General features: G+C 73.4%; 15 protein-coding genes. 6 read left to right on the top strand and 9 right to left on the bottom strand.

Translation table 11 applies throughout. From position 1 onward, the window contains the following. Positions 1–197: 197 nt before the first annotated feature. Genes PV419_RS03770 through PV419_RS03760 form a run of 3 tightly spaced genes read right to left on the bottom strand, consistent with a single transcriptional unit; the run spans position 198 to position 3171 of the window. A complete protein-coding gene (locus PV419_RS03770) occupies positions 198–1136 on the bottom strand; it encodes a 3-oxoacyl-ACP reductase (protein ID WP_415925223.1) in 939 nt (312 codons plus the stop codon). A 40-nt stretch (positions 1137–1176) separates the two neighbouring features. Continuing rightward, complete coding sequence (locus tag PV419_RS03765; RefSeq protein ID WP_319686170.1) at positions 1177–2262, bottom strand: Zn-dependent alcohol dehydrogenase; 1086 nt, start codon at positions 2260–2262, stop codon at positions 1177–1179. A 33-nt stretch (positions 2263–2295) separates the two neighbouring features. Next, on the bottom strand, positions 2296–3171 hold the full coding sequence (locus tag PV419_RS03760) for a MaoC/PaaZ C-terminal domain-containing protein (RefSeq protein ID WP_319686169.1): 876 nt from the start codon (positions 3169–3171) through the stop codon (positions 2296–2298). Between the two features lie 337 nt (positions 3172–3508). Here PV419_RS03760 and PV419_RS03755 point away from each other — a divergent pair, with 337 nt between their 5' ends. Both PV419_RS03755 and PV419_RS03750 read left to right on the top strand, forming a co-directional pair. Then, the gene (locus tag PV419_RS03755) at positions 3509–4762 is read left to right on the top strand and encodes a sensor histidine kinase (protein ID WP_319686168.1); all 1254 of its coding nucleotides are present in this window, start codon (positions 3509–3511) and stop codon (positions 4760–4762) included. Further along, positions 4759–5364, top strand: coding sequence for a response regulator transcription factor (locus PV419_RS03750; protein WP_319686167.1), 606 nt, complete (start codon positions 4759–4761; stop codon positions 5362–5364). The genes PV419_RS03755 and PV419_RS03750 overlap by 4 nt, the downstream gene beginning before the upstream one ends. Positions 5365–5437: 73 nt before the next feature. On the opposite strand, the gene PV419_RS03745 is transcribed toward PV419_RS03750, so the two are convergent. The 6 genes from PV419_RS03745 to PV419_RS03720 all read right to left on the bottom strand — a co-directional run bounded on the left by PV419_RS03745 (position 5438) and on the right by PV419_RS03720 (position 12715). Continuing rightward, positions 5438–6418, bottom strand: a complete 981-nt coding sequence (locus tag PV419_RS03745) for a hypothetical protein (protein WP_319686166.1) — start codon at positions 6416–6418, stop codon at positions 5438–5440. Then, on the bottom strand, positions 6415–6954 hold the full coding sequence (locus PV419_RS03740) for a SigE family RNA polymerase sigma factor (protein WP_319686165.1): 540 nt from the start codon (positions 6952–6954) through the stop codon (positions 6415–6417). The genes PV419_RS03745 and PV419_RS03740 overlap by 4 nt, the downstream gene beginning before the upstream one ends. Positions 6955–7019: 65 nt before the next feature. Beyond that, complete coding sequence (locus PV419_RS03735; RefSeq protein ID WP_319686164.1) at positions 7020–8492, bottom strand: MFS transporter; 1473 nt, start codon at positions 8490–8492, stop codon at positions 7020–7022. Positions 8493–8613: 121 nt separating this feature from the next. Continuing rightward, complete coding sequence (locus PV419_RS03730; protein WP_319686163.1) at positions 8614–11049, bottom strand: acyl-CoA dehydrogenase; 2436 nt, start codon at positions 11047–11049, stop codon at positions 8614–8616. A 93-nt stretch (positions 11050–11142) separates the two neighbouring features. Continuing rightward, positions 11143–11598 (bottom strand): MerR family transcriptional regulator, encoded by a 456-nt coding sequence (locus PV419_RS03725; protein ID WP_319686162.1) that lies wholly within the window; start codon positions 11596–11598, stop codon positions 11143–11145. Between the two features lie 55 nt (positions 11599–11653). After that, positions 11654–12715, bottom strand: a complete 1062-nt coding sequence (locus PV419_RS03720) for an NADP-dependent oxidoreductase (protein WP_319686161.1) — start codon at positions 12713–12715, stop codon at positions 11654–11656. Between the two features lie 103 nt (positions 12716–12818). On the opposite strand from PV419_RS03720, the gene PV419_RS03715 reads away from it, so the two are divergent. The 4 genes from PV419_RS03715 to PV419_RS03700 all read left to right on the top strand — a co-directional run bounded on the left by PV419_RS03715 (position 12819) and on the right by PV419_RS03700 (position 16805). Next, positions 12819–13493, top strand: a complete 675-nt coding sequence (locus PV419_RS03715; protein WP_319686160.1) for a class I SAM-dependent methyltransferase — start codon at positions 12819–12821, stop codon at positions 13491–13493. Positions 13494–13725: 232 nt separating this feature from the next. Further along, positions 13726–14634: an N-acetylmuramoyl-L-alanine amidase gene (locus tag PV419_RS03710; protein ID WP_319686159.1), complete on the top strand. Its 909-nt coding sequence runs from the start codon at positions 13726–13728 to the stop codon at positions 14632–14634. 165 nt (positions 14635–14799) lie between these two features. Continuing rightward, entirely contained in the window at positions 14800–15624 is an 825-nt protein-coding gene (locus PV419_RS03705) for a DUF5336 domain-containing protein (RefSeq protein ID WP_319686158.1), read from the top strand. Positions 15625–15794: 170 nt separating this feature from the next. Then, complete coding sequence (locus PV419_RS03700) at positions 15795–16805, top strand: LLM class F420-dependent oxidoreductase (RefSeq protein WP_319686157.1); 1011 nt, start codon at positions 15795–15797, stop codon at positions 16803–16805. The last annotated feature ends 24 nt before the right edge of the window (positions 16806–16829 follow it).

The following is a 16829-nucleotide window of genomic DNA, read 5'->3' as shown; positions in this document are numbered from 1 at the left end:
ACCGGCAGTGTCCCGTTCCTGAACCAGCGATACGCAGTGTGGGGACTGATCCCCTGCGCTCGCGCCCACTCAGTCAGATTCACGCGAAGATCATAACGCAACCAGAGTCATGCCATACACACTCATACACACTCCACCAGCAGCAGTTCGACACCTCCGTCTTGGTTGGTTGGGATGCGACAGCCGCTCGATGCTCCCTACGCCCGCTTGAGCCCCAGCACCTCCACCGCCGCGAAGGTCTCCCCCCGTGGCCGACCGGCGAAGTACGGGGTCAGGGCACCGTCCAACTCGTCGAAGGTGAAGGCCTCCTTCTCCGTGTCCACCTTCAGCGCCACCTTCGGCCGCTCCAGGACGGCGACCATCCCACCGTGGACGACGAAGACCTGCCCGCTCACCCCCGCCGCCTCCGGAGCCGCCAGGTAGCCGACGAGCGGGGCGACGTGTTCGGGTGCGAGCGCGTCGAGGGTGCCGTCGGCGGGGGGTTCGAGGCCGGCGAAGACGTCCTCGGTCATCCGGGTGCGGGCGCGCGGGCAGATGACGTTGGCCGTCACGCCGTATTTGGCGAGCGCCGCGGCCGTGGAGGTGGTCAGCCCGACGATGCCGCCTTTGGCCGCGGCGTAGTTCGGCTGGCCCGGGGAGCCGGCGAGGAACGCCTCGGAGGAGGTGTTCACGATCCGGCCGCCGACCGGGCCGCCGTCCGCCGCCTTGGAGCGCTCCCGCCAGTGGGCGGCGGCGAAGCGGGTCATGTTGAAGTGGCCCTTGAGGTGGACGCGGATGACGGAGTCCCACTCGTCCTCGGTCATCGAGAAGACCATCCGGTCCCGCAGGATGCCCGCGTTGTTGACCAGGATGTCGAGCGCGCCGTAGGTGTCGACCGCGAGCCGTACCAGCTCGGCCGCCTGCTCGAAGTCGGCCACGTCCCCGACGTGGGCCGTGGCGTGTCCGCCCGCCGCCCGGATCTCCTGCGCGACCGCCTCGGCGGGGGCGGCTGACGCCTCGCCCGAGCCGTCGCGTCCGGGGCGGCCGAAGTCGTTGACGACGACAGCGGCGCCCAGGCGTGCCAGCTCCAGGGCCTCGGCGCGGCCGAGACCCCGCCCGGCGCCGGTGACGATCGCGGTCTTTCCCGCAAGCGGCATGTTCGGCATGAACGTCCTCCCGGGGCTCGGTGTCCGAATGTCAGACCTGGATGCAGGTGCGCAGCGCCTCGCCCGTCCGCATCTGGTCCAGCGCGTCGTTGATCTCGGTGAGCCGCACGCGGTGGGTGATGAGCCCTTCGAGGTCGATCCGGCCCGCCCGCCACAGCGCGACGGCCCGCCGGTACGAGCGGAGCACATCGCCGCCGCCGTACAGCGAGGGCAGGATCCGCTTCTCGTCGAAGAACAGCTCGAACATGCTGAGTTGCAGGAAGTCGTCCACCGCCCCCGCCCCGACCACGCACAGCGTGCCGCCGCGCCGCGTCGCCTCGTAGGCCGTGCGGGCGGTGGCGGACCTGCCGACGACCTCGAACACGTAGTCGAAGCCCTCACCCGACGTGACGCGGTTCTTGGCGTCGTCCAGGCCCTCGGGCGCGACCGCTTCCGTGGCGCCGAAGCGTAAGCCCGCCGCGCGCCGCGGCTCGACCGGGTCGACGGCGACGATCTGCGCGGCGCCCGCCGCCCGGGCTCCCTGGATCGCGCTGATGCCCACGCCGCCGCAGCCGATGACCGCGACCGAGGAGCCCGCCTCGACCTCGGCCGTGTTGAGGGCCGCGCCGAGCCCCGTGGTCACCCCGCAGCCGATGAGGGCCGCGATGTCGTACGGCACGTCATCCGGGATCGGCACGGCGCACTGCGCGGGCAGGACGACCTCTTCGGCGAAGGTGCCGGTCCCGGCGAAGCCGAAGATGTCTTCCGGGGCGCCGCCGGGGCGCTTGAAGTTGGGGATGCCGGCGTTCATGAAGCCGCTCAGGCACAGGTGGGACTGGCCGCGCTCGCAGGCCGGACAGGAGCCGCAGGCGGGCAGCCAGCACACCAGCGCCCGGTCGCCCGCGCTCAGGCCGGTCACCCCCTCCCCCACCTCGACGATCTCGCCGGCGCCCTCGTGACCGGGGACGAAGGGCCCGGGCTGGGGCAGTACGCCGCTCATGGCGGACAGGTCGGAGTGGCACAGCCCGGTGGCCTTGACGCGCAGTCTGACCTTTCCCGGGCCGAAGCCCACCGCCTCCATGTCGTCCAGGACTTCGAGCTTGTCCTGCCCTGTCTCGTGCAGTACGGCTGCGCGCACAGCGGCTCCTCTCGTCGGTGCGAGGTCTGCTTCTCAGTCGTGCTCGGCGGTGTGCTCGACGACCGTGTCGGTCAGGACCGGCGCGTCGTCCCGTTCAACGGCCGTGGCCAGCACCTGGACGCGGCCCGGCGCGCCGGAGTCCCGCCACATCCGGATGCGCAGCGTCTCGCCGGGGAAGACGACTCCGGCGAACCGCGTGGTGTACGAGCGGACGCGGGCGACGTCACCGCCCAGGGCGGTGTCCACGACGGCCTTGAGCGCGATCCCGTACGAGCACAGGCCATGCAGAATCGGCCGGTCGAAGCCCGCGACCTTGGCGAACTCGGGGTCGGCGTGGAGCGGGTTCCAGTCCCCGGAGAGGCGGTAGAGCAGCGCCTGGTCCTCGCGGATCGGGCGCTCGACAGTCAGGTCGGGCTCGCGGGCGGGGGGCTCGATCCGGTCGGCGGGTCCACGTTCGCCGCCGAAACCGCCCTCTCCGCGTACGAAGATCCGGGTGTCGCAGGTCCACAGCGGCCCGTCCGCGTCGGCGACGTCGCTGCGCAGCACGATGACCGCGGCCTTGCCCTTGTCGTAGACGGCGGCGACCTTGGACGTCTGGGTGGCGTCCCCGGCGAGCGGGATGGGCCGGTGCAGCGCGATGGTCTGGCCGCCGTGCAGGACGGCGGCGAGGTCGACGTCGACGCCGGGGGCGCTCAGGCCGCCGGCCAGCGCCATGCCGCCGCCCGCGACCGTCGCGAAGCTGGGGAGAACGTGCAGCTTGCTCTCGAGGGTGTAGCGGAGCTCGTCGGGGTCGGTGGCCGGGATGCCCGCCCCCACGCCCAGGTGGTAGAGCTGGATGTCCTTGTGGCCCCAGGTCAGAGCCGTCGTCCTGGGTTCGGCCGAGACGGCCTTGGCGGCGTCGATGGGCATTGCTGAGAGCACTCCTCGCCACGGTGTGGAAGACCCCGGCCCGCCCGTCCGCACCGTCGGCCGCGCCGGGGTCGTAACTGGTCGGCCTCTGCCGGTTCCGCGTACGGGCGCGTGCGGGCACGTACGGCAGCCCGCGCGGCGGAGCCGCGTATCGACACTGGAACGCGTTCTAGCCGATGGCCCCCTGTATAGCCCAATCCCCATGCACTGGGAAGACCGCTGACGGTTTGTCAGATCGGGTGCCCGCCCCTTCGCGCCCACCCGGGACAAATGTCACCGTCCGGACCCTGACAACCGGGTCTGCCCTGCTCACCGACGACTTCCGTAATCTCTGACCATGCCTGCGAGTACCACTGATATCGAGCGCCGCAAGCCGCCCGGCCCACACGCCTTCCTGCCCTGGCTCTTCATGCTCACAGGTGACGTCCAGGACCTGATCCGGGGGAAGACCCCACTGCCGTGGCTCGGCGCCGCCGGGGTGGCCGCCTTCTGCGCGCTGTACGCCACCGCGGTCTACACCGGCCTCGACAAGCGGCGCCGCCACACCCCGCTGTGCATCGGCTCGCTCGCCGGGCTGGCCGCCGTCACCTACGCCCTGTCCATCGGCTACGCCGGCAACTGGCTGCTCTGCTTCCCGCTGCTGTCGCTGGCCACCGGCATCGTGGTCCGCCGCCGCCGGCTGGGGCCGCTGCTGCTGGGGTACGCGGCCTCCGCCGGAATCGTCTCCGGCTGGCGCGGCGGCGCGGACGACGCGCTGACGGTCGCCTACGGAACGGTCATGTCCGGCCTGGTCACGGCGGCGATCCTGTCGCTCTTCGACACCGTCGCCGAGCTGCGCGCGACCCGCCAGGAGCTGGCCCGCAGCGCCGTCGAGAAGGAGCGGCTGCGCTTCTCCCGCGACCTGCACGACCTGCTGGGCCACACCATGTCCGTCGTGGTGGTCAAGGCCGAGGCCGTACGCCGCCTCGCCCCGCGCGACCTGGACGCCGCGCTGGGCCAGGCCGCCGACATCGAGGCCGTCGGCCGCCAGGCCCTCACCGAGATCCGGGAAGCTGTCACCGGCTACCGCGAGGGCAGCCTGGCGACGGAGCTGGACCGGGCCCGCTCGCTGCTCGACGCCTCGGGCATCGACTCCGTCGTCCGCCGTTCGGGGCCGCCGCTGCCCCCGCAGGCCGAGGCGCTGCTGGGCTGGGTGGTCCGCGAGGGGGTCACCAATGTGGTGCGGCACAGCAGGGCGGGCCGGTGCGAGATCGAGGTCCTTCAGCAGGCCGATCAGGTGCGTCTGGAGATCGTCGACGACGGAAACGGCGTAGGCTCCCGTTCCGCCGGTACGACCGTGTCCGCCGGAACGGGAGGTACGGGCCTCAAGGGCCTGGCCGAGCGGCTGGCCGCGGCGGGCGGCTCGCTGGAGTCCGGACCGGCCGGGCGCCGTGGCTTCCGGCTCGCGGCGGCGCTGCCGGTGGACGGGGGCAACGAGGACAACGGGGACGACGGGGACGACGGGGACGACGGGGACGACGGGGACAACGAGTCAGACGGGGAAGACGGGGTCAAGGATCCGATGGACGTCAAGGAGGTCCGCCCGGCGTGATCAAGCTACTGCTCGCCGAGGACCAGGGCATGATGCGGGGCGCGCTGGCCCTGCTGCTCGGTCTGGAGCCCGACTTCGAGATCGTTGCGCAGGTCGGCGACGGCGACGAGATCGTGCCCCGCGCGCTCGAGACGCGGCCGGACGTGGCCCTCCTCGACATCGAACTCCCGGGCCTCAGCGGCCTGGACGCCGCCGCCGCGCTGCGCAAGGCACTCCCGGACTGCCATGTGCTGATCCTGACCACCTTCGGCCGCCCCGGCTATCTGCGCCGCGCGATGGAGGCGGGGGCCTCCGGGTTCCTGGTCAAGGACGGGCCGGTCGAGGAGCTGGCCGTCGCGGTCCGCCGGGTGCTCGCGGGCGAGCGGGTCATCGACCCGGGCCTGGCCGCGGCCGCCCTGAGCGCGGGCCCCAACCCGCTGACGCCGCGTGAGCGGGACGTGCTGACGGCGGCGGTGGACGGGGCGACCGTCTCCGACATCGCCGCCAAGGTCCATCTGTCGCCCGCCACCGTCCGCAACTACCTGTCATCGGCCATCGGCAAGACCCAGACCCGCAACCGCATGGAGGCGGTGCGGGCGGCGCGCCAGAACGGCTGGCTGTGACGGCGGGCCCGGGCGGCCCCGCGGCGTGCCCCGCGGCGTGCCCCGCGGTCGCCCCGCGGGGCCGCCCGCCCCGTCACCTCAGGCCGGTGATCTTCACCGATGTCCCCCAACTTGTCCTCGTCACGGCCTTCAGCTGCTCCTTCGTCACGACCGCCGGCCGCTTCTTCTCCAGCTGCTTCTTCTGGACCGCCGGATTCTTCTCCAGGTCCTCCAGCCGCACGGCGGGCCCCATCCGCGTCCGCTTTCCCTTGGCGTCGTAGAGGTCGATGAAATGGTCCGGCACCCCGTGGGCCGGGCGCTCGCTCACGATCCAGCGAACGTCGGTGCCCTTCACCGGGACCACCTTCGGCTCATCGGTCGAACCGTCCTTCCAGTGGACCACCACGCGCTTCACCTTCGGCGCCAGCCACGCCAGGCCCACCGGACCGGCCTCGGCGCCCTGGTGCTGATACGAGCCGCCCAGCAGCGTCTCTCCCTTGCCGGGCTTCGGCGACACCCAGTCCGCCATCCTCCGCGGCTTCCCCGTGCCCTCGGTCACCCGGGTGGAGAACCAGGTCACGCCGATGCGCAGGGTCTTCGGGTACTTCCCCTCCCACTTGCCGTCCAGCAGCGGGTAGGCGTCCCCCCGGCGCATCGCCAGGTCGTACTGGCGATGCGCCTCCCCCTTGTTCCGCGCGGGCCCGTAGACGGTGACCGAGACCTGCCACGGCGTACCGTCGACCTTCCCCTTGCCGACCACGGTCGTGACCGGCTGCAGCGCGCCCGGCGCCAACGCCGGGGCGGCGCCGGCCGTCGCCGTCCCTCCCTGGCCGAGGTCGCCGGACTGCCCCAGGCCCAGGCCTCCGGCCGCCAGCACGGCCGCGACCGCAAGGGCGGTGGCCCCGGCCCGGCGGCGTGCCCTGCGCCGGCGGCCGTCGCGGACCACGTCCGGGTAGGGCGCGGGGCCGATGGTCACCTCGTCCGCGACCGTGGCCAGCCGGCCCGCCAGTTCAGCCGCTTCCCGGCTCCCATCCCTCCGGTGCTCGGGCTCCACGTACCACGACTCCCTGTTCATCGCACCTCCCCGTGACCCGCGGTCACGTCTTCGCGCGCCAGCGCGGCCCGCAGCTTCGCCAGCCCCTTCGCCGCCTGACTCTTGACCGTTCCGACCGAGCAGCCCATGGCGACCGCGACCTGTGACTCGCTGAGGTCCTCCCAGTACCGCAGGACCACGGCCTGGCGCTGCCGGGGCGGGAGCCGCGCCAGGGCGTGGCGCAGCATCTCCCGGTCGTCGGCCAGGGTGATCCGGTCCCGGTCGGGCAGCTGCCAGCCGGCCGTGTCGTCCGGGCCGAGGGTCAGGAGCTCCTTCAGCTTTCTGCGGTGCCGCCGCGCGTGCTCGTTGACGAGGACGCGGCGTACGTAGGCGTCCGGCTCGTCCGCTGCGCGGACCCGTCGCCATGCGACATAGACGCGGACCAGGGCCGACTGGACCAGGTCCTCGGCCGTGTGCTGCTCACCGCAGAGCAGATACGCGGTGCGCAGCAGCCGCGGCCATCGCGTGGTGACGAACTCCCGGAACTCCTCGTCCCGGTCCGCCGTCGTGTCCCCCATGGGCACCTCCTCGTCCTACGGAGTCCACGAAGGCGGCCAACCGTTGCCCGGCCGCGGAGGAATTGTCAGGCCCGCCTGCGCGGCAGGGCCACGGCCATCAGGATGACGGCGGCCGCGATGATGCCCGAGGCGACGGTGAACGCGTGGCTGTACCCGGCCGCCAGCGCCACCGGCCCCGGCCCGTCCCCGCTGCCGCCGCTGCCGCCCCCGGCCGCGTTCGTGTTCGCGGTGGTGGAGATGCGCTCGGCGGCGACCGTGGTCAGCACGGTCAGGCCGAGCGCGCCGCCGATCTGACGGCTGGTGTTGACCAGGCCCGCCACCAGCCCGGCCTCGGACGGTGCGGCGCCCGAGGTGGCGGCCGTGGCCAGCGGGGTCATCATCAGGCCGGAGCCGAGCGACATGACGATCGCGGGGCCCAGGACCGTACCGGCGAAGGTGCCGTCGGCGTCCATCCGGCTCTGCCAGGCGTAGCCGATAACGGCCAGGATCCCGCCGGTCATCGCCAGCGCCTTGCCGCTGACCACCGCCATCAGCCGGGGGGCGAGCTTGGAGCCGAGGACGATGGACAGGGTGTGCGGGAGGAAGGCAAGACCGGCCTCGATGGGGCTGAAGTGCAGCACGTTCTGCAAGTAAAGGGACATGAAGTACCACATCGCGAACATGCCGCCGCCGCACACCAGCATCACCGCGTTCGCCGCCCAGACCGCTCTGATGCGGAACAGCCCGAGCGGCATCAGCGGCGCCCGGGTGCGCGCCTCGACGGCGAGGAAGACGCCGAGCAGCGCCAACCCGCCGAGCAGCGGTACGAGCGAGGCGGTGGCGGCCCAGCCGTGCCCCTCGGTCTGCACGATGCCGTACGCGAGCGCGGAGACCCCCGCCGTGACGAGGACCGCGCCCGGTACGTCGAGCCGGCGCCCGGCCGCCGCCCGGCTCTCGGCCAGCCACACCGTGGCGGCGACCAGCACCAGCGCGCCCACGGGGACATTGACCAGCAGCACCCAGCGCCAGGAGAGGTAGTCGGTGAGCAGCCCGCCGACCAGCCCGCCCGCGGCGCCGCCGCCCGCGCCGACCGCCGCCCAGGTGCCGATGGCCCGGGTGCGGGCCGCGCCGCCCGGGAAGGTCGTGGTGAGGATGGTGAGGGTGGCCGGGGAGAGCACGGCCGCGCCCAGGCCCTGGACGGCCCGGGCGGCGACCAATTGCCAGGGCTCCCGGGCGAGTCCGCCCGCCAGGCTGGCGGCGGTGAACAGGCCGAGGCCGACGAGGAAGGCGCGCTTGCGCCCGAAGAGGTCGGCGGCCCGGCCGCCGAGCAGCAGGAATCCGGCGAAGGTGAGCGCGTAGGCGTTGACCACCCACTGCAGCGCGGTCTCGCCGAGCCCGAGGTCCGTACGCATCGACGGCAGCGCGACATTGACCACGGACACGTCCAGGACGACCAGGAACTGCCCCGCGCACGCGGCCAGCAGCACGGCCCAGGCCGGTGGGGTGACACCTGGTGCGGCGGATGAGTTGTCCGTGGTGGAGGGGGTGTGGGCGGACATGGCCGTGATGCTTGCACCGAGCTCTGCGCACTGCATCGTATTTTTGTCGTACCTATGGGGGCTGTTGGGTGTAGGTCTCACGCAGTAGGCGCGCTTCCCCGAGCGCGAGCCGGGGCGCGCGCTACGCGGGCGCCGGGTCGCGAGGCAGTCCCAGCATCCGCTCCGCGACGACGTTCAGCTGCACCTGCGTCGTACCACCGGCGATGGTCAGGCAGCGGGACATCAGAAAGCCGTGCAGCGCCCGCTCCCCCGCTCCCTCGCGCACCGCGCCCGCCGGACCCAGCAGTTCTAGGGCAAGCTCGGCGACCTTCTGCTGGTGTGCGGTCTGGATGAGCTTACGGACGCTCGCGCCGGCCCCCGGCTCCACGCCGGACACCTGCCGCAAGGTGGTGCGCAGCCCCAGGCACGCCAGCGCGTGTGCCTCAGCGGCCAGCGCCCCGATCCGCTCCCGCACCCAGTCGTCGGCGTCGGCTGAGTTGTCGGTGTCCGCCGTGCGCGCGATCAGGGCCTCCAGGCCGGTGTCGAAGGTCAGCTGGTCGGCCATGTGGACGCGCTCGTTGCCGAGCGTGTTGCGGGCCACCGCCCAGCCGCCGTCCACCTCGCCCACCACCGCGTCGTGCGGCAGCAGGACCTCGTCCAGATAGACCTCGTTGAAGAGCGACTCCCCGGTGATCTCCCGCAGCGGACGGATGTCGATTCCGGCCATCCGCGCCATGTCGACGAGGAAGTAGGTGAGCCCCTTGTGCTTGGGTGCCCGGGGGTTCGTACGGGCCAGCAGGATGCCGTGGTGCGCCCGCCGCGCCCCCGACGTCCACACCTTCTGCCCGCTCACTCGCCACCCCTCCTCGGTCCGCTCGGCCTTCGTCCGCAGCGCCGCCAGGTCGGACCCCGCCTCCGGCTCCGAGAACAGCTGGCACCACCGCAGCTCGCCGCGGAGCGTCGGCAGCAGATAGCGCTCCCGCTGCTCCGGCGTCCCGTACGCGATGAGCGAGGGCACGACCCAGGTGGCAACCCCCAGGTCGCTGAGGGCCACCCCCGCGTCGGCCAGCTCCCGCTGCACCGCGAGCTGCTGTACGGGGCCGGCGCCGAGCCCGTACGGGGGCGGCAGATGCGGGGCGGCGTGGCCGGTGGGCGCGAGGGCGCGGCGGGCGGCGCCCGGATCCAGGCCGCGTGCCGCCTCGATCACGGCGCGCGCCTGCGTCCGGTACCACTCGTAGGCCCGGCGGACCTCCCCCTCGGCCGGAAGCTCGAACCGCAGCTCCCGCCGCGCGCCCGCGGCGGCCAGCCGGGCGGCCCGCAGCCGGTGCGTGCCGCCCGTGCCGAGCAGGGCCCGCGCGGCGGTCGCGCGGCGGAGGTGGAGGTGGGCGTCGTGCTCCCAGGTGAAGCCGGTCCCGCCGAGGATCTGGATGCAGTCCTTGGCGCATCCGTGGGCGGCGTCGAGCGCGGTGGCGGCGGCCAGCGCGGCGGTCAGGGCGCGCGGGCTCTGCCGTTCGCGCGTCGCCGACTCCGCGCGTGTCGGCGGCTCACCACATGTCGGCGACCCGTCGCCCGGCGGCGGCTCCTCGCGCGCTGCCGGTTCCTCGCCCCGCGCCCGTTCCTCGCCCGCCGCGCGGGCCGCGTCCCAGGTGAGGGCGCGCGCCTGCTCGACGCGTACGAGCATGTCGGCGCACAGGTGCTTGACGGCCTGGAACTGGCCGATGGGCCGCCCGAACTGCTCGCGCGTCCTGGCGTGCGCGGCCGCGGTCTCCAGAGCCCACGCCGCCGTCCCGCACGCCTCGGCCGCGAAGAGCACCGCGGCCAGGTCCCGCACCAGCTCCGGGTCCACGGCGAGCGCCCGATCGGCGGGAACGGCCGTGCGCGAGGCGCTGACCTCTGCGGTGGGGCGGGTCGGGTCGGCGCTGTCGTGGGCGCGGATCTCCAGGTCGCGGGCGTCGACGGCGAACCACGCGATGCCGTCGGCGGTCGCGGCGGCCAGCACGACGAGGTCGGCGTCGGCCGCGCCGAGCACGGGCGGCGCGCACCCGTCCAGCACCCAGCCCCGCGCCGCGCCGACGGCCGCCTCGCCGGGCGCCGCGGAGGTGGTAGACGCCGCGGTGCCGCCGGGCGTCTCTGCGTCGACGGTCGCCGCAGAGGTGCCGGGCGCCGTCGTGTCGACCAGCGCCGTCGGGGTGGCGGTCAGCGATCCGGCGCTTAGGGCGACCGCGCCGACGCGCGTGCCCCCGGCGAGCGCGGCGGTCAACTCGCCCTGCCCCGCGCGCGCCAGCACCGCCGAGGCCAGCACGGTCGGCAGATACGGCCCGGGGAGCACCGCCCGCCCGGTCTCCTCCAGGACGACGGCGAGGTCGAGCAACTGGCCGCCGCCCCCTCCGTACACCTCCGGCAGATGCGGCCCGAGCAGGCCCTGCGCGGCCATCCCGTCCCAGTAGGCGGGCCGCCCCGAGCCGCCCGCGGGGGCGTCCAGCAGCTTGCGCACCTCCTCGGGTGGCACGGCCCGAGCGGCCCACCCCCGCACCGCGCGCGCCAGTTCCCGCTGGTCTTCCGTGATGGCGATGCCCACGGAGCGCCTCCCTCGGATCTCGGAACTCTCGGCCTGCCTCTAATCTGACGGATGGTCAGAAATGAGGGAAGGCCGGCGCCTGAGGGACGCGGCTCAGGCCGCCGACTCGTCGGCGGCGTCCACACTGTCGGCTGTGTCGACGGCGTCCGCGCTGTCCGCCCTGGCGACGGTATCCGCGCTGTCCGCGGGCGCTGCCAGCCAGGGCATCCGACGGACGAGGATGCCTCGGAGCCTGATGAGCGAAGCGATCCGCGCGTCCAACTCGACCACCCGCTGCGCGCCGACGCCATAGCCGTCGGCGCACGTCGGCGAGTAGGTGAACACCTCGGGCAGGTTGTCGTCGAGGTAGGCCACGAAGGACTTCACGTCTTCGACGGTGAACCCGGAGGCCAGCAGGTCGCGGATGTTGCGGACCCGGGTCACCGCGCCCGGCCCGTACACGCGGTAGCCGTTGCCGGTCCGCTCGGACTCCAGCAGCCCCTGCGCCTCGTAGTAGCGCAGGGCGCGGGGCGTGGCCCCCGTCCGCGTCGCCAGTTCCCCGATCAGCATCGCCGTCACCTCCGCACCCACCCTAAGATCCGCGACCTCCGGCTGTTCCCCGAGGTCAACTTCCGAGCCGGACCACCGTCTTCCCGGTGTACGCGCCGCCGACCATGTCCAGGAGCGTCCGCGGCGCGGCGGCCAGTCCGTCGATCACCGTCTCCTCGTGGACGATCGCCCCGTCGCGCAGCCAGGCGCGGAACTGCGGGCCGAACTCCGCGGCGCGCTCCAGGTGGTCGCCCATCGTGAAGCCGCGGATGGTCAGCCGCTTGCCGAGGACGGCGAGCAGATCGCCGGGCCCGTCGTCGGGACGGGCCGTGCTCTGCCGGCCCAGGGCTCCGCAGACGGCGATGCGGCCGTGCACGTTCATGACCTCGATCGCGGCGCGCAGCTGCTCGCCGCCCACGTTGTCGAAGTAGACGTCGATGCCGTCGGGGGCCGCCTCGCGCAGCCGGTCGACCACCGGCCCGTCGTGGTAGTCGAACGCCGCGTCGAAACCGAGCTTCCCGGTCAGATGGGCGACCTTCTCCGGCGATCCGGCGCTGCCGATCACCCGGGCCGCGCCCTTGAGTCGGGCGATCTGCCCGGCCATGCTCCCGGTCGCCCCGGCCGCACTGGAGACGAAGACGGTGTCGCCGGGGCGCAGCCGCGCCGCGTCCATGAGCCCGACGTAGGCGACCAGCCCGAAGCTCAGGTGGGTGGAGGGGGTCGGATAGGCGTCCTTGTCGACGCGGCGGTACGCCCCGGCCGGGGCCAGGGCGTACTCTCGCCAGCCCATCCGGTGCACCACCAGATCGCCCTCGCCCAGGGACGGGTCCGCCGAGGCGACCACCTCGCCGACGGCGTCCCCGTACATCACCTCGCCGACCTCGTAGCGCGGCATCGGCAGGCCGGACTCGCCGGTCATCAGCATCAGCATGCCGGGGTCGAGCGACATGAAGAGATTGCGCACCAGCACCTGACCCGGTGCCGGATCAGGAACGGCCACCTCGGCGAGGTCGAAGTCGCCGAGCGCGGGAAGCCCGTCGGGCCGGGCGGCGAGCCGGATCTCCAGCCCCGTGCGGGGGCCACGGCGGGAGGGGTCGGACGTAACGGACAGGGCGGTGCCCTTCGAAGTTGTGATCATGTCGGCGACGCTAGGGATTGACCCATGGGTCAAGGTCAAGCCCGGCCGCCGCATCCCACCACCCCCGCCGCCCTGCCGCCGGGCGGTAAGGCACGATGACCGGGTGACCCAGCCTGCCTCCGCTCCCACCGAGACCCCCGACGCCCCCACGCTCGCCGCCTTCCAGGCCGCGAAGGGCTTCATGCCCGTGGACGAGGGCCTCGCCCTGTACGCCGCCGCCGCGAGCGCGGCCACCGCGCTGCGGCTGCCGCTCCTGGAGGTCGGCACGTACTGCGGCCGCTCCACGATCCTGCTGGCCGCCGCCGCCCGCGCGGCGGGCACGGTCGCGGTCACCGTCGACCACCACCGCGGCTCCGAGGAGCAGCAGCCCGGCTGGGAGTACCACGACCCGGAGGTCGTCGACCCGGAGGTCGGCCGGATGGACACCCTGCCGACCTTCCGCCGCACCCTCCACGCCGCCGGCCTCGAAGACCACGTGATCGCCCTCGTCGGCCGGTCCCCGCAGGTCGCGGCCATATGGGGCGGGCCGGTCGGCCTGGTGTTCATCGACGGCGGCCACACCGACGAGCACGCGACGGCCGATTACGAGGGCTGGGCCCCGCATCTGGCCCCCGGCGGGCTCCTCGTGATCCACGACGTGTTCCCCGACCCCGCCGACGGCGGCCAGGCCCCGTACCGGATCTACCGCCGCGCGCTCGCCTCCGGCGCCTTCACCGAGGTCTCCGTGACCGGCTCACTGCGCGTCCTGCGCCGCACGGGCGGAGACGTGCCCAGCTGATCTCTCCCCTGCCCCCGCCCCTTGCCGCTCCAGGGGCTTCGCCCCTGACCCCGGGATTCCGGGGAGGGCCCCCGGAGCGGGCAGGGGAGCCGCGCCGGCCCGCCGGGCGCCCGCCGGCACGCGGCGCCGGAAGCCCGCCCCGGGCATCCGCCCCGCGCCGGACACGCGCCCCGAAGCCGCGCCTTGACGACCCGGCCGCGCCCGCCGAGCCCACGCGACTACCATCGCCCGAGTGTCGAACGGAAGCTTTCCCCCCAGCCCCGGCCGCCGCGGCGGCACCCTCTCGGTCGTGTTGACCGCGCTGGTGCCCGTCTGTCTCGCCGGCTGGCTGGTCTGGGATTCCATGGGCGACTCGAAGAGCGGCGGCACCAGCTCCCTGCCGACCGCCGACAGCACCTCGATCACCCCGCCCGCAAGCGGTGGCCCATCGAGCACGGCCACAAGACATCCGAAGGACGACTCCGGCCGGCCGCTCGCCGGCAAGGTCGTGGTCATCGACCCCGGCCATAATCCACACAACCGCGACCACCCCTCCGAGATCGCCCGAAGCGTCGACATCGGCACGACGAAGAAGGAGTGTGACACCACGGGCACGGCCACCAATTCCGGCTATTCCGAGGCGTCCTTCACCCTCGACGTCTCACGCCGCGTGCGCACCCTGCTCCAAGACCGGGGCGCCAAGGTCGTCTTCACCCAGGACGGCGACCGGCCGCACGGGCCCTGCGTGGACGAGCGGGCGGAGATCGGCAACAAGGCGCACGCCGACGCGGCCGTCTCCGTGCACGCGGACGGCGCGGCCGCCGGGCAGCGCGGCTTCCATGTCATCCTGCCCGCCTCCGTACGCGGCGGCGGGGCCGACACCTCCAAGATCACCGGCCCGTCCCACCGCCTCGGCACGCGGCTGGTCACGGAATTCAGCGAGGCGACCGGAGCGAAGCCCGCCAACTACATGGGCGACGGCACCGGCCTGAAGGTCCGCGATGACCTCGGCGGACTCAACCTCTCGACGGTTCCGAAGGTGTTCATCGAGTGTGGCAACATGCGTGACCCGAAGGACGCCGCACAACTGACCGACGCGGCGTGGCGGGAGCGCGCCGCACGGGGGATCACACAGGGCATTACGGACTTCTTGGGCGGGTAACGCAACAACTCCCCGAACGGCAGGTCACGACCGGGACACCGATCGGACACCCCTGCTCACCGGTGACAGATTCACCCGTACGATGGGGCACCACCCCCGACGCCTTCGCGCCACGCGCCCGGCGACTGCCGTCCGTACCGACGAAACCGACAAAGGACCTCTACGTTGAACATCCGCTCCCTCACTCGAGGCGACGGCGTGGTGATCGGAGCAGCGGTGTTGCTGTTCATCGCCTCGTTCCTCGACTTCTACTCGCCCGATAACTGCGGCTCGTACTGTGACGGCATCGACATGCCGAACGCCTGGGACGCGGACACGCTTCGCTTTGTCCTGCCGTCGATCATCCTGGCCGGTCTGCTCGGCGCGGGTCTCGTCGTGGCCGGCCGCTTCCAGCCGGAGTCCCGCAAGGTCAGCGGACTCACCCTCGGTCAGTGGGGCGCGGGCCTGGCAGTGAGCGCCGCTTGGGCCTCGCTGTGGTCCTTGTTCACCGTGCCCGACGGTGGCAGCATGGGCCCCGGCGCGATCATCTCGCTGCTGGCCAATCTCGCCCTGGCGGCGGGCGTCATCCTGACCCCGCGCCTCCCCGCCCTGCAGGCCCCGCTCGCGGGCGCCGGCGGCCCGGCAGCCCCGTCCCCGTACGGTGCCGCCCCGCAGCCCGGTTACGGCTACCCGGGCCCGGGTGCCCAGCCCGGCGCCCCGGCTCCGTACGGTGCCCAGCCCGGCCAGCCCGCTCAGCCGTTCGGCGCCCAGCCGGGCCCGAGCCAGCCGGCCCCGCCGGCCGCGGCCGGCTCGGACTTCACTCCGTTCTGGTTCGCGGTGCCGGTGGCCCGCCCGCTGTACGCGGAGGACGGCTCCTCGTCAACCATCGCCGAGCTGGCCCCCGGTACCTGGTACCTCGCGGTGGAGCAGCGCGGTCAGGCGCTGGTCGCCCAGACGCAGGACGGCCGTCGCGGCGTGCTGCAGGACACCACGGGGATCCAGCGCGGCTGACACCGCTCGCGCGAGCCATATGCTCGACCCGGCTCGCTGATCACCACGTCAACGGCTCCTCGCCCGGTCAAGGGCGAGGGGCCGTTGCCATTCCCGGGTCCGGCCCGTACAGTCCGCCGCATCACCTGACACACCGTCAGACACCATGCGATGCGGGACGGAGGGACGCCATGCGGCTCGGACTGGCGCTCGGCTACTGGGGCCGCGGCCCCGACCCCCGCCACCTGGAACTCGCCCGGCAGGCCGAACGGTTCGGCTATCACTCCGTATGGACGGCCGAGTCCTGGGGTTCGGACGTCTTCACCCCGCTCACCTGGATCGCCGCCCACACCACCCGGGTCAAGCTGGGCACGGCCATCGCGCAGATGGCCGCCCGCACCCCCACCGCCACCGCGATGCACGCCCTCACCCTCGACCACCTCTCCGGTGGCCGGATGATGCTCGGCCTCGGGCTGTCGGGCCCGCAGGTCGTCGAGGGCTGGTACGGGCGGCCGTTCCCGAAGAGCCCACTGACCGCCACCCGCGAGTATGTGGAGGTCATCCGCCAAGTGCTGCGCCGGGAGGCCCCGGTGCGGCTGGACGGGCGCTTCCATCCGCACCCGTACGCCGGGCCGGACGCCGGCGGCCTCGGCAAGCCCCTCAAGCCGATCGTCCACCCGCTCCGGCCCGACCTGCCCGTGCTGCTCGGCGCGGAGGGCCCCAAGAACATCGCGCAGACGGTGCGGATCGCCGACGGCTGGCTGCCGCTGTACTGGTCGCCGGGGCGCACGGAGCTGTACGAGGCGGCGCTCGCCGAGGCGCCCGAGGGGTTCACGGTGGCGCCCATGGCCCAGGCCCGGGTCTGTGCGGACGTCTCTGAGGGACTGCTGCCGGTCAAGGCCATGCTCGGCTTCTACATCGGCGGCATGGGCCACTCCGCCCGTAACTTCCACGCCGACCTGATGGGGCGCATGGGCTACGAGGCGGAGGCGCGACGGGTCCAGGAGCTCTTCCTCGCGGGCCGCCGCGCGGAGGCGGTCCAGGCGGTGCCGGACGCCTTCGCCGACGAGATCTCGCTGGTCGGGCCGCGCGAGCGGATCGCGGAGCGGCTGGAGCTGTGGCGCAAGGGCCCGGTGACCGACCTGCTGGTGACCGCGCCCGACCCAAAGACCCTGCGGACGCTGGCCGAGCTCAACAGCTGAGGCGCGGCGTTTGGCTTCCGCCGA

The organism is Streptomyces sp. ME19-01-6, from assembly GCF_033793745.1.
In the GTDB taxonomy this organism is placed as follows: Bacteria; Actinomycetota; Actinomycetes; order Streptomycetales; family Streptomycetaceae; genus Streptomyces.
This window is presented reverse-complemented; position numbering and strand designations above follow the sequence as displayed.

Excerpts from the sequence above, each read along its gene's own strand:
- PV419_RS03700 (WP_319686157.1), top strand. The coding sequence starts at position 15,795 with ATGCGGCTCGGACTGGCGCTCGGCTACTGGGGCCGCGGCCCCGACCCC.
- PV419_RS03755 (WP_319686168.1), top strand. The coding sequence starts at position 3,509 with ATGCCTGCGAGTACCACTGATATCGAGCGCCGCAAGCCGCCCGGCCCA.
- PV419_RS03770 (WP_415925223.1), bottom strand. The coding sequence starts at position 1,136 with ATGCCGCTTGCGGGAAAGACCGCGATCGTCACCGGCGCCGGGCGGGGT.
- PV419_RS03740 (WP_319686165.1), bottom strand. The coding sequence starts at position 6,954 with ATGGGGGACACGACGGCGGACCGGGACGAGGAGTTCCGGGAGTTCGTC.
- PV419_RS03760 (WP_319686169.1), bottom strand. The coding sequence starts at position 3,171 with ATGCCCATCGACGCCGCCAAGGCCGTCTCGGCCGAACCCAGGACGACG.
- PV419_RS03735 (WP_319686164.1), bottom strand. The coding sequence starts at position 8,492 with ATGTCCGCCCACACCCCCTCCACCACGGACAACTCATCCGCCGCACCA.
- PV419_RS03720 (WP_319686161.1), bottom strand. The coding sequence starts at position 12,715 with ATGATCACAACTTCGAAGGGCACCGCCCTGTCCGTTACGTCCGACCCC.
- PV419_RS03745 (WP_319686166.1), bottom strand. The coding sequence starts at position 6,418 with ATGAACAGGGAGTCGTGGTACGTGGAGCCCGAGCACCGGAGGGATGGG.
- PV419_RS03725 (WP_319686162.1), bottom strand. The coding sequence starts at position 11,598 with ATGCTGATCGGGGAACTGGCGACGCGGACGGGGGCCACGCCCCGCGCC.